This window comes from Streptomyces sp. NPDC032126 (assembly GCF_055580085.1).
Genome location: NZ_JBVIMA010000001.1, coordinates 545,770 through 557,806 on the forward strand (window position 1 = coordinate 545,770; position 12,037 = coordinate 557,806).

9 protein-coding genes and 1 pseudogene are annotated in these 12,037 nt (G+C 72.9%); 9 read left to right on the top strand and 1 reads right to left on the bottom strand.

Going from position 1 to position 12,037, the window contains the following annotated elements; genetic code table 11:
- Nucleotides 1-7: 7 nt before the first annotated feature.
- Together ACZ5NW_RS02295 and ACZ5NW_RS02300 are read left to right on the top strand one after the other, a co-directional pair.
- Nucleotides 8-1,030, top strand: coding sequence for a TIGR03842 family LLM class F420-dependent oxidoreductase (locus ACZ5NW_RS02295; protein ID WP_468741806.1), 1,023 nt, complete (start codon nt 8-10; stop codon nt 1,028-1,030).
- A 114-nt stretch (nt 1,031-1,144) separates the two neighbouring features.
- Complete coding sequence (locus tag ACZ5NW_RS02300; protein WP_468741807.1) at nt 1,145-2,671, top strand: NCS1 family nucleobase:cation symporter-1; 1,527 nt, start codon at nt 1,145-1,147, stop codon at nt 2,669-2,671.
- A 182-nt stretch (nt 2,672-2,853) separates the two neighbouring features.
- Here the strand turns inward: ACZ5NW_RS02300 and ACZ5NW_RS02305 are convergent.
- Nucleotides 2,854-3,507: pseudogene (locus ACZ5NW_RS02305) on the bottom strand (hypothetical protein); the annotation flags it as partial.
- Nucleotides 3,508-3,748: 241 nt separating this feature from the next.
- On the opposite strand from ACZ5NW_RS02305, the gene ACZ5NW_RS02310 reads away from it, so the two are divergent.
- From ACZ5NW_RS02310 to ACZ5NW_RS02340, 7 genes are all read left to right on the top strand, one after another.
- A complete protein-coding gene (locus ACZ5NW_RS02310; protein ID WP_468741808.1) occupies nt 3,749-5,578 on the top strand; it encodes a gamma-glutamyltransferase family protein in 1,830 nt (609 codons plus the stop codon).
- A gap of 109 nt (nt 5,579-5,687) precedes the next feature.
- On the top strand, nt 5,688-6,533 hold the full coding sequence (locus tag ACZ5NW_RS02315; RefSeq protein ID WP_468741809.1) for an inositol monophosphatase family protein: 846 nt from the start codon (nt 5,688-5,690) through the stop codon (nt 6,531-6,533).
- A 203-nt stretch (nt 6,534-6,736) separates the two neighbouring features.
- Nucleotides 6,737-8,149 (top strand): phytoene desaturase family protein, encoded by a 1,413-nt coding sequence (locus ACZ5NW_RS02320; protein WP_468741810.1) that lies wholly within the window; start codon nt 6,737-6,739, stop codon nt 8,147-8,149.
- A gap of 142 nt (nt 8,150-8,291) precedes the next feature.
- Nucleotides 8,292-9,389 carry an SCO3242 family prenyltransferase gene (locus ACZ5NW_RS02325; RefSeq protein WP_468741811.1) on the top strand — a complete coding sequence of 366 codons (1,098 nt, stop codon included), beginning with the start codon at nt 8,292-8,294 and terminating at the stop codon, nt 9,387-9,389.
- Nucleotides 9,390-9,413: 24 nt separating this feature from the next.
- Nucleotides 9,414-10,259: a sugar phosphate isomerase/epimerase family protein gene (locus ACZ5NW_RS02330; RefSeq protein WP_468741812.1), complete on the top strand. Its 846-nt coding sequence runs from the start codon at nt 9,414-9,416 to the stop codon at nt 10,257-10,259.
- A gap of 95 nt (nt 10,260-10,354) precedes the next feature.
- The gene (locus tag ACZ5NW_RS02335) at nt 10,355-11,176 is read left to right on the top strand and encodes an EboA domain-containing protein (RefSeq protein ID WP_468741813.1); all 822 of its coding nucleotides are present in this window, start codon (nt 10,355-10,357) and stop codon (nt 11,174-11,176) included.
- A 3-nt stretch (nt 11,177-11,179) separates the two neighbouring features.
- Nucleotides 11,180-12,034: a TatD family hydrolase gene (locus ACZ5NW_RS02340; RefSeq protein WP_468741814.1), complete on the top strand. Its 855-nt coding sequence runs from the start codon at nt 11,180-11,182 to the stop codon at nt 12,032-12,034.
- The last annotated feature ends 3 nt before the right edge of the window (nt 12,035-12,037 follow it).

A 12,037-nucleotide genomic window follows, 5' to 3' on the forward strand; every position in this document is an offset into this window, starting at 1 on the left:
GGCGCCCATGGACTTCGGACTCGTCCTGCAGACCGACCCGCCGGCCTCGAAGGTCGTCAGCCTGATGAAACGGGCGGAGCGCAACGGCTTCACCTACGGCTGGACCTTCGACTCCGCCGTGCTCTGGCAGGAGCCGTTCGTGATCTACAGTCAGATCCTCGCGAACACCCAGAAGTTGACCGTCGGCACCATGGTCACCAACCCGGGCACCCGCACCTGGGAGGTCACCGCCTCGACCTTCGCCACCCTCAACGACATGTTCGGCAACCGCACGGTGTGCGGCATCGGCCGCGGTGACTCCGCGATGCGCGTCGCGGGCCGCAAGCCCAACACCCTGGCCCGTATCAGTGACGCCATGAAGGTCATCCGCGCGCTCGGCCGGGGCGAGGAGGCCGACCTGGGCGGCGGCGCCGTCGTCAGGTTCCCGTGGATCAAGCCGGGCGCCGAACTCCCCGTCTGGATGGCCGCGTACGGCCCGAAGGCGCTCAAGATGACCGGCGAGGAGGCCGACGGGTTCATCCTCCAGCTCGCCGACCTCTACCTCACCGAGTACATGGTCAAGGCCGTGAAGGACGCGGCCGCCGCGGCCGGGCGCGACCCCTCCGAGGTGAAGATCTGCGTCGCCGCCCCCGCCTACGTCACCGACGACGACTCGCCCGAGGCCCTCGCCCACGCCCGCGACCAGTGCCGCTGGTTCGGCGGCATGGTCGGCAACCACGTCGCCGACCTGGTGGCGAAGTACGGCGAGCACTCCGCGCAGGTCCCCGAGGAACTCACCGACTACATCAAGGCCCGCGAGGGGTACGACTACTCCCACCACGGGCGCGCGGACAACCCCGACACCCAGTTCGTGCCCGACGAGATCGTCGACCGGTTCTGCCTCATCGGACCGCCCGAGAGGCACATCGAGAAGCTGAACGCCCTGCGCGAGCTGGGCGTCGACCAGTTCGCCGTCTACGACATGCACGACGCGCAGGAGAAGGTCATCGACACGTACGGCACGACGGTCATCCCCGCCCTCAACGGCTGACCCCGCCCGACTCCCCCTCCCCCCACTCCTGTTCTCCCCTCCCCGTCCCCAGGGGAGGGGGCCGGAGACCCGCACGGCCTTTCCGGATCCGCCCCTCGTTTGATTGGCCTGCCCATGACCGACACCGCTCCCACGGCCATACCGCCGTCCTCCCAAGTCACGCTCGCCGACGGCCGGGTGGAGATCGCCCCCGGCGCACCGCAGCCCAGCGGCCCCTACGCCAACGAGGACCTCCTCCCCGTCCCCGTGGAGAAGCGCACCTGGACGACGTACAACTTCTCCGCGCTGTGGGTCGGCATGGCCCACAACACGGCGTCCTGGACGCTCGCCTCGGGCCTGATCGCCGTCGGCATGGACTGGAAGCAGGCCGTGCTGACCATCGCGCTGGCCAACGTCATCGTGCTGGTGCCGATGCTGCTCACCGGGCACGCCGGACCGAAGTACGGCATCCCCTTCCCCGTCTTCGCCCGCGCCTCCTTCGGCATCCGGGGCGCCAACCTCCCCGCCGTCGTACGGGCGTTGGTGGCGTGCGGCTGGTTCGGCATCCAGACCTGGATCGGCGGCGAGGCCATCTTCTTCCTCGCCGGCAAGCTGATCGGCGACGGCTGGAGCGACGCCGGGAAGATCGGCGGCTACGCCTGGACGATGTGGCTGTCCTTCGCGCTGTTCTGGGCGCTCCAGGTGGCCATCATCTACCGGGGCATGGAGACCATCCGCCGCTTCGAGAACTGGGCGGCCCCCTTCGTCCTCGTCGGCGCCTTCGTGATGCTGATCTGGATGAGCGACAAGGCCGGCGGCCTCGGCCCGCTGCTCGACCAGCCGTCCAAGCTGGGCTGGGGCGGTGACTTCTGGAAGCTGTTCTGGCCGTCCCTCATGGGCATGATCGGCTTCTGGTCGACGCTGTCGCTGAACATCCCCGACTTCACGCGCTACGGCAGAAGCCAGAAGGCGCAGACCTGGGGCCAGGCGCTCGGACTGCCCACCACCATGACGCTGTTCGCGTTCCTGTCCGTGATGGTGACCTCCGGCTCGCAGGCCGTGTACGGCGAGCCCGTCTGGGACCCGGTGCAGCTGGCGGCCAAGACCGACAACGTCGTCGGTCTGCTGTACGCGCTCGTCACCGTGCTCGTCGCGACCCTGTCCGTGAACATCGCGGCCAACCTGGTCTCGCCGGCCTTCGACTTCTCCAACATCGCGCCCCGGAGGATCAGTTTCCGCACCGGCGCGCTCGTCACCTGCGTGCTCGGTGTGCTGATCTTCCCGTGGAAGCTGTACTCCGACCCGCAGGGCTACATCTTCACCTGGCTCGGCCTGGTCGGCGGTCTGCTCGGCACGGTCGCCGGGATCCTCATCGCCGACTACTGGATCCTGCGCCGCGGCAGGCTCGACCTGGTCGACCTGTACCGCACGGGCGGCCGCTACTGGTACGACGGCGGCTGGAACTGGCGGGCCGTCGTCGCCTTCCTGGCGGGCGGTGTGCTGGCGGTCGGCGGGGCCAATTTCAAGCCATTGATCGACGGCCGGCCCATCCCGGCCCTGGAGCCCCTCGCCGACTACGGCTGGGCGGTGGGCCTCGGCACCTCGATGGTGCTCTATCTGGCCCTGATGCTGCTGCGGGGCCGGGACACGGCCGACGCGTGACGCGACGGAACGGACCGAGGGCGGCCGGAACCATCCGGCCGCTCTCGGCTTTGCTAGCTCTTCGCCGTGTCGGCACCGCCGCCGACGCTCGGGCTGGGACTCGGGCTCGGGCTGCCGGACGCGCTCCCGCCCGCGCCACCGCTTCCGGTGCTGTTACCGCTACCGCTACCGGTTCCGCTTTTGCCCGCCAGCGCGGCCACGGCGTCCTTCGCGGCCCTGATCGCGCCCTTGTTGATCTCGTCCGTGCTCGGCGCCTTCTTCGTCTCGAAGTCGCTGCCGTTGTAGGTGACGACCACCAGGGCGTTGGCCGCGCGCGCGATCACCACGCCCTCACGGGTCTGCTGCTTGTCCTCGGTGGTCAGGTTGACCACGGAGTACCCCTGGTCGCCGAGTCCCGGCACGGCACCGCCGCCGCTCTTCTCCGCGGTCCGCTCCTGGTAGGCGCTCCGGGCGGCGTCGTCCGACTCCATGATCTCGTAGGTGACGTCGAGCCAGCGGTAGTCGTAGCCCTTGAGCGCGTTCCACGAGCAGGTGCGGCGCAGTTGGGAGTCGGTCGACGGGATCTCCTTGCCCGCCGGCTTGGCGTTCGGCACGAGCGCGGCGACCGTCTTCGCGGCCACTCCGGTGCAGGGCGCGGGTGACGCCGCGTACGTTCTGGACACGGCCGTGGAGGACGGTCCGGACGCCGACTCGGACTGCGTCCGCTGCGTGTCCTTGGCCGCGGTGTCCTTCTCGGCGGCGAACGGTCCGGAGGTCAGTGCCCAGCCCGCGCAGGCGAGCACGACCACGGGCGACAGGCGCGCGGTGAGAGCGAGCGGCAGGGAGAGAGGACGCACGACGCACTTCTTTGTGGGGGACGGTGCGGGTCAGTCCGCACTGCGGACACGGGACGCCAGTGTCACACGACTGTCTGTGAGGCGGAAGTGTCAACTCGCTCCGTGGTGACACGGTCACAGCGCCCCGGTTCCGAGGGGGTGTCCGTGCGGTGATATCTGTCCGTTTATCGTCTTGATGCCGCGATCCGGCGCGAGGCCCCGTGCGATCATCGGGCGGTTGTCGAGACGTGAGGAGCAGCCCGTGTTCACCACCCGACCCACCCTCCAGGGCACCTTCGGCATGGTGTCGTCCACCCACTGGCTGGCCTCCCAGTCGGCCATGGCCGTCCTGGAGGACGGGGGCAACGCCTACGACGCCGCCGTGGCCGGCGCCTTCGTGCTCCACGTCGTCGAACCGCATCTGAACGGGCCGGCCGGCGAGGTGCCCATCCTGCTCGCCCCGGCGGGCGGCGAGGTGCGGGTGCTGTGCGGGCAGGGCGTCGCCCCGGCCGGGGCGAGCGTCGCCCACTACCGGGGGCTCGGACTCGACCTCGTCCCCGGCACCGGACCGCTCGCCGCCGCCGTGCCGGGCGCCTTCGACGCGTGGATGCTCCTGCTGCGCGACCACGGCACCAAGTCCCTCGACGACGTCCTGAAGTACGCCATCGGCTACGCCGAGCACGGGCACGCGCCCGTGGAGTACGTCGGCTACACCGTCGAGTCGGTGCGCGAACTGTTCGAGAAGGAGTGGACGTCGTCCGCCGAGGTGTACCTGCCCGACGGCCGGTCGCCCCGGCCCGGCACGCTCCTGCGCAACCCCGCGCTCGCCGCCACCTGGAAGCGGCTGCTCGCCGAGACCGCCGGCGCCGGTGACCGGGAGGCGCGCATCGAGGCCGCGCGGGAGGTGTGGCGCTCCGGGTTCATCGGCGAGGCCCTGGTACGGCAGTCCGAGCGGCCCACCCTGGACACCAGCGGCGAGCACCACACCGGCACGCTCACCGCCGCCGATCTCGCCGGCTGGTCCGCGACCTACGAGACGCCGGCGACGTACGACTGGAACGGCTGGACGGTGTGCAAGGTCGGACCCTGGAGCCAGGGTCCCGCGTTCCTCCAGCAGCTCGCGCTGCTCCCGCCCGAACTGCCCCGCTACGGCTCCGCCGACTACGTCCACCTCCTGATAGAGGGCTGCAAGCTCGCCATGGCCGACCGAGAGGCCTGGTACGGCGACGCCGCCGACGTGCCGCTCACCGACCTGCTGTCGCCCGAGTACAACGCCGCGCGGCGGGCCCTCGTCGGTGACACCGCCTCCCACGACCTGCGGCCCGGCAGCCCCGGCGGGCGAGAGCCGAGACTGAGCGAGCTCTCCGCCGTGGTGATCACCGAGGAGCCGACCTTCTTCAACCCGATGGGCATCGGCGAACCCACGGTCGCGAAGGCGCCGGCCGCCCCGGTCCCCGGCGGGCCCGAGGTCGGCCACGACGGCACCACCCGCGGCGACACCTGCCACATCGACATCGTCGACCGGTGGGGCAACATGATCGCGGCCACGCCCAGCGGTGGCTGGCTCCAGTCCAACCCGGTCGTGCCCGAGCTGGGCTTTCCCCTCGGCTCCCGGCTGCAGATGACCTGGCTGGAGGAGGGCCTGCCGAACTCCCTCACGCCCGGCCGCCGCCCCCGCACCACCCTCACCCCGTCGATCGCGCTGCGGGACGGGGTCCCGGTGCTGGCCTTCGGTACGCCCGGCGGTGACCAGCAGGACCAGTGGCAGCTGCACTTCTTCCTGTCCGTCGCGCTGCGCGCGCCCGTGCGCGGCGGCCTCGACCTCCAGGGCGCCGTCGACGCCCCGAACTGGCACAACGACAGCTTCCCCGGCTCCTTCTACCCGCGCGGGATGCGCCCGGGCAGCGTCACCGTGGAGTCCCGCATGGACCCGCACACCGTGGCGGAGCTGCGCCGGCGCGGCCATGTGGTGACGCTCGCCGACCCCTGGTCGGAGGGGCGGATGTGCGCGGTGTCCCGCGACCCGCGCACCGGGATCCTGTCCGCGGCCGCGAACCCCCGGGGGATGCAGGGCTACGCCGTGGGCCGCTGAGCACCCCGTCGGCAGCCTTCCGGGCGCCGGAGTCGGGTGTTCATCCCGATTCCACCCGGTGTGCACGGGGCGGGGGAGGATTGTCAGTGGGGCGTGGTGTCATGGAGGCATGATCGTAGACACGGAAACCATCGACGAGTTTCTCGCCCGCCACTCGGCCGACGTGGAGGAGGCGGTCCGCAAGGCCGCCGCGGCCGAGATCATGCCCCGCTTCCGCCGGCTCGCCGCGCACGAGGTCGACGAGAAGAGCGGCCCGCACGACCTGGTGACGGACGCCGACCGCAACGCCGAGCTGTATCTCACCGGCGTGCTCGGCAGCCTGCTGCCCGGCTCGGTGGTGGTCGGCGAGGAAGCCGTCCACGCCGACCCGGCGACATACGCGGCGATACGGGGCGACGCACCGGTGTGGATAGTCGACCCCGTCGACGGCACCCGGCAGTTCGTGCACGGCGACGACGGTTTCTGCACCTTGGTCGCGCTCGCCCGGCGCGGCGTCGTGCTGGCCTCGTGGACGTACGCGCCCGCCCGCGACCAGCTCGCCACCGCCGTGCGCGGCGGCGGCGCCTTCCTCGACGGCGTCCGGCTCCACGCGGGCCCGCCCGCTCCCGGCCGGGACCTCGAAGTGGCCACGTCCCACCCGGACTACACGACCGACGAGCAGAAGCGCGCCCTGCTCGGCCTGTGGAGCGACGGCGTCGCGCCGCGCGCCTGCGGATCGGCCGGCCTGGAGTATCTCGCCATCGCCCGGGGCCGGTTGGACGCCACCGCGTTCTCCTGGGAGGCCGCCTGGGACCACGCGGCCGGCCTGCTCCTGGTCGAGGAGGCGGGCGGCGCCCACCTCACCCTGTCGGGCGAGCCGTTCCGCATCACCGGCGGCAACGCCCTGCCCTTCACCGCGGCGCGTGACGCGGCCACGGCTCACCGGGTGCGGGGACTGCTGGCGGGGGAGGGGTGAGCGGAGGGCCGGAGCGGGGGCGGCCCCGGATCGGCCGACCTGGCTGAGCTGTCCGACCTGTCCGACCTGTCCGATCAGGTCGGCCCGGCCGGTTCGCGGGTGCGCGGCCTGAACCCACCCGTGGCGCCGGGTCCGTCGGACCCCCGGCATATCCTGAGCCCCTGGGAGGCCGTCGGCTGACGAAGGGGTCCGAAGTGCCGTCGATGCTCGATGCGGTCGTGGTGGGAGCGGGGCCGAACGGGCTGACCGCTGCCGTGGAGCTGGCCCGGCGCGGCTTCTCCGTGGCCCTGTTCGAAGCGCGCGACACGGTGGGCGGGGGTGCCCGCACCGAGGAGCTCACCCTGCCGGGCTTCCGGCACGACCCGTGCTCCGCCGCACACCCCCTCGGCATCAACTCGCCCGCGTTCCGCGCCATGCCCCTGGAGCGGTACGGCCTGGAGTGGCTGCACGCCGACCTGCCGATGGCGCACCCCTTCCCCGACGGCAGCGCCGCCGTGCTGTCGAAGTCGGTCGCGGAGACCGCCGCCTCCTTCGGCCCCCGCGACGCCGGGACGTACCGCCGTCTGGTGGAGCCCTTCCTGGCCAGGTGGGACACCCTGGCCCGGGACTTCATGTCCCTGCCGCTGACCGCCCTGCCCCGGGACCCGGTCACCCTCGCCCGCTTCGGCCTGGCCGGGCTGCCCCCGTCCACCTGGCTGACCCGCCGCTTCCGCGACGAGCCCGCCAAGACCGTCTTCGCCGGCCTGGTCGCCCATGTCATGGCCCCGCTGGGCGGCTTCGCCACCGGCGCCGTCGGCCTGGTCTTCGCCCTGGCCGCGCACGCCCGCGGCTGGCCCGTGCCCCGGGGCGGCTCGCAGTCCATCTCCGACGCCCTCGCCGCCTACCTCAAGGACCTCGGCGGCGTCATCCACACCGACTTCGAGGTCAAGCGCCTCGACGACCTCCCCCCGGCCCGCGCCTACGTCTTCGACACCTCGCCGACCGCGCTGGCCCGTATCGCCGGCTTCGGCCGCTACTACGACAACTTCCGGTACGGCCCCAGCGTCTTCAAGATCGACTACGCGCTGGACGGGCCGGTGCCCTGGACCGCGCCCGAGGCGCGCGTCGCCGGCACGGTGCAGATCGGGGCGGACAGCGCGGAGATCGGGGCCGCGTTGCACGCCGCGTCCCGGGAGGGCCGCGCGCCCGACAGACCCTTCCTGATCACCGTGCAGCCCGGGGTCGTCGACCCGACGCGGGCCCCGGAGGGCAAGCAGGTCTTCTGGGCGTACGGCCATGTGCCCAACGGCTGGACGGGCGATCTCACGGACGCCATGGAGGCCCAACTGGAGCGCTTCGCCCCGGGGTTCCGCGACCGCGTCCTCGCCCGCGCCGTGATGGGCCCGGCCGAACTCGCCGCCCGCAACGCCAACTACGTCGGCGGCGACATCGCCACCGGCGCGGCCTCCGGCCTCCAGCTGATGCTGCGCCCCAAGCTGTCCCTCTTCCCGTACGGCACTCCGCACCCGAACGTGTTCATCTGCTCCTCGGCGACCCCGCCCGGCCCCGGCGTGCACGGCATGTCCGGGCACAACGCGGCGAAGGCCGTGTGGCGCAGGCTGCGTCAGCAGGGGTGAGCCGGTAACCGGGGCCGTGCGTGGGGGAGTTGTATTACACCCACGGTGCGGTTTCGGGAAGATCCCCGGGTGTTGGCTTCGCCACGTCGGTGATCTTCCGGACGAGCGTTGAAAGTTCAACCATGGTGGTTACAGTGCGGGTATGAAGGATCGGAGAGCGGACGTCCGCTCCGACGCCCGGTCCGGCGTGCGCCTGGGGGACCTCATCAGTCTCGTCCGGGCGCCGGCCGCGCTGAGCGTCCCGGGAGACGTACTCGCCGGAGCGGCGGCCACCGGCCGCCCGTGGAACGCCCGCACCCTCGGAGCGACGGCCTCCTCCGTCTGCCTCTACTGGGCGGGCATGGCCCTCAACGACTACGCCGACGCCACGACCGACGCCGTGGAGCGCCCCGACCGTCCCATCCCGTCCGGCCGGGTACCGCGGCGCACCGCGCTCGCCGTCGCCGGCGGCCTCACCGCGGCGGGCCTCGGACTGGCCGCGGTGACGGGCGGCCGGCGCGGAATGCTCGGCGCCCTGCCCCTCACGGGCCTGGTCTGGGCCTACGACCTGGGCCTGAAGAACACGCCGGCCGGCGCCCCCGCGATGGCCGGGGCGCGCGCCGTCAACGTCCTCACGGGCGCGCTGTCGACCGCGCCCACGGCGGGCGCCGCGCTGCGCCAGGGGGCCGTTCCCGCCGCACTGGTCGGCGGGCACACCTACACGCTCATGACGCTGAGCCGCCACGAGATCGCCGGCGCCCCCGCCCGCGTCCCGGCCACGACACTCGCCGGAGCCACGGCAACCGCCCTGGCGACGGCGGCGGCACCGGTGGCACGGGCCGCGTCGGTGGTGCGGGCTGCCTCGGTCGTACGCAGCGCATCGGTCGGACGGGCTGCACAGGTCGCCCGGAGCGCACGGCTCGCAGACGCCGCACCGCTCGCAGACGCCGCACCGCTCGTACGCGCCGCACCGGGCCCGCGTGACGCTGGGGCCTCTCAGCGGAGTCGGGTGGTGGCCGCCGCCCTCCTCGCCGCCGGGGGCGCCCTCGCCTATCTCGGCACCTATGGAACCGCCCAGTTCAAGGCCGTGCGCGAGCCGTCCGCCGAGAACGTCCGACAGGCCGTCGGCGCCGGCATCCTCGCCCTCATGCCCCTCCAGGCCGCGCTCACGGCGCGCGCCGGATCCCCCACCGCGGCCGCGTTCCTCGGCGCCGCGCACCCCCTCGCGCGACGGCTCGCGCGGCGCATATCCCCCACCTGACAGCCCGTGTGAGGAACCGTCAGCATGGATGTACCCCCCACCCCCCTCCTCTTCGGCTACGGCACCAACGGCTTCACCCACCACCGCCTGGCCGACGTCCTCGCCCTCCTCGCCGACCTCGGCTACGACGGCGTGGCCCTCACCCTCGACCACGTCCACCTCGACCCCTACGCCGACGACCTGCCCGCCCGTGTCACCGCGCTGAGCAGATCCCTCGAACGGTACGGCCTCCGCGTCACCGTGGAGACCGGCGCGCCCTTCCTCCTCGACGCCCGCGGCAAGCACCTGCCGACCCTGATGTCCGACGGCGCCGAGGCCCGGCTCGACCTGCTGCGCCGCGCCCTGCGCATCGCGGCCGAACTCGGCTCGCCCACCGTCCACTTGTGCAGCGGACCCGCTCCGGAGGGAACATCGGAGGCGGATGCCTTCAAACGGCTCGCCGCCGGGATCGGGACCGTGCTCGACACCGCCGAGCGGTACGGCGTCGCGCTCGCCTTCGAACCCGAGCCGTACATGTTCGTCGACACCGTCGAACGCTGTCTGCGGCTCGCCGAACTCCTCGGCGGACACGAGCTGTTCGGGATCACTCTCGACATCGGCCACGCCCACTGCGTGGAGGAGCGCCCCCTGCTGGACTGCGTCCGGCTCGCGGCGCCCCTGCTGCGGAACGTGCAGATCGAGGACATGCGGCGCGGCATCCACCAGCATCTCGAATTCGGCGCCGGCGAGATCGACTTCCCGCCCGTCCTGGCCGCCCTGCGCGACCTCGGGCACACCGGCCTGGTGTCCGTCGAGATCCAGGGCGCCGCCCTGGACGCCCCCGAGGTCGCCCGCCGCTCACTGGAGTTCCTCCGCGCGGCGACGGCCTGACCGAGCCCGCCGCCGACCCGTACGGCGAGGGCCGCGCCAGGCCCTCTCCGACGCGTACCCCGCTCCTCCCACCCCCCACCGGAGGCCGACCACCCATGCCCCGCACCCGCCCGATGCCCGCGCCGCCCCCCGACCCGCGCCCCCTGCTCGCCGCCGCGCTGCCCGAGGCGGCCCGCGCCTGGCTCGACGAGGGCGCCGCACGCGTCGCCGTCGCGCCCGCCGCGATCCGCGTCCTCTTCCCCGCCGCCCGCCGCCGCTGCGGACAGCAGCGGCTGGACGACCACTGGAGCGCGGACGAGGCCGCCCGCGCCGTCCTGCTCACCGCGTTGCCCCGCGACCCCGAGGCCCTCGCCCGCACCGTGGCCGACCTCTTCCACCACGGCGACCCGGCCGAACAGCGCGCCGTGCTACGCGCGTTGCCCCTCTTGGACCCGCCAGGGCCCCGCCACCCGGACACCACCCCGGTCACCGACCCCACCACCGACCGCACCGCCGCCCCAGCCACCGGCCCCACCGACGCCCCCTTCCGCTCCCTCGCCCTCGCCCTCGTCCGGGAGGCGCTGCGGGCCAATGACACCACCGTCGTCGAGGCCGCCCTGGGGCCGTACGCGGCGGCCTGGCTGCCCGACGCCGAGTACCGGCAGGCCGTCCTCAAGTGCGTGTTCTGCGAGATCCCGCTCCGCCGCGTGCAGGGCCTCGACACCCGCGCCGACGCCGAACTCGCCCGGATGCTGGCCGACTTCGCGCACGAGCGGATCGCCGCCGGACGTGACGTGCCCGCCGACGTCTGGCCGCTGATCCGCCGCCACCCCGACACCGCCGCCGGCCTCACCGAACGGGCCCACCGGCTCGCCCCCACCCGCCCCGATGCCGCCACCCACGCCCTCGCGGCCCTCGCACCCTCGGAAGAGAACTGACCCGTGCGCATCTTCGACCCCCACATCCATATGACCTCCCGCACCACCGACGACTACGAGGCCATGCACGCCGCCGGCGTCCGAGCGGTCGTCGAGCCCGCCTTCTGGCTCGGCCAGCCCCGCACCTCGCCGCAGAGCTTCCACGACTACTTCGACGCACTGCTCGGCTGGGAGCCCTACCGCGCCGCCCAGTTCGGCATCCAGCACTTCTGCACGATCGCCCTCAACCCCAAGGAGGCCAACGACCCCCGCTGCCTCCCGGTGCTCGACGAACTCGACCGCTATCTCGCCAAGGACCGCGTGGTCGCCGTGGGAGAGATCGGTTACGACTCGATGACCCCCGAGGAGGACGACGCGCTCGCCCGCCAGCTCCAGCTGGCGATCGACCACGGCCTGCCCGCCCTGGTGCACACCCCGCACCGCGACAAGGCCGCCGGCACCCGCCGCACCCTCGATGTCGTCCGCGCCTCCGGCATCGCCCCCGAGATGGTCGTCCTCGACCATCTGAACGAGCTCACCGTCGGCATGGTCCTCGACAGCGGCTGCTGGGCCGGCTTCTCGATCTACCCGAGGACGAAGATGAGCGAGGACCGCATGGTCGAGATCCTCCAGGCCCACGGCACCGACCGGGTCCTCGTCAACTCGGCGGCCGACTGGGGCCGTTCGGACCCCCTGAAGACGCGGAAGACCGCCGACGCCATGCTCGCGGCCGGCTTCGACGACGACACCGTGGACCAGGTGCTGTGGCGCAACCCGGTCGCCTTCTACGGTCAGAGCGGCCGCCTCGACCTCGACGAGCCCCGACCGGACGACACCTCCAGTTTCGAGGGGAACTCCATCCGGCGCGGGGGAGCGTGACAG

Coding starts and splice junctions, on each gene's coding strand:
- ACZ5NW_RS02325 (WP_468741811.1), top strand. CDS start 8,292: ATGAAGGATCGGAGAGCGGACGTCCGCTCCGACGCCCGGTCCGGCGTG.
- ACZ5NW_RS02300 (WP_468741807.1), top strand. CDS start 1,145: ATGACCGACACCGCTCCCACGGCCATACCGCCGTCCTCCCAAGTCACG.
- ACZ5NW_RS02315 (WP_468741809.1), top strand. CDS start 5,688: ATGATCGTAGACACGGAAACCATCGACGAGTTTCTCGCCCGCCACTCG.
- ACZ5NW_RS02295 (WP_468741806.1), top strand. CDS start 8: ATGGACTTCGGACTCGTCCTGCAGACCGACCCGCCGGCCTCGAAGGTC.
- ACZ5NW_RS02335 (WP_468741813.1), top strand. CDS start 10,355: ATGCCCCGCACCCGCCCGATGCCCGCGCCGCCCCCCGACCCGCGCCCC.
- ACZ5NW_RS02330 (WP_468741812.1), top strand. CDS start 9,414: ATGGATGTACCCCCCACCCCCCTCCTCTTCGGCTACGGCACCAACGGC.
- ACZ5NW_RS02320 (WP_468741810.1), top strand. CDS start 6,737: ATGCTCGATGCGGTCGTGGTGGGAGCGGGGCCGAACGGGCTGACCGCT.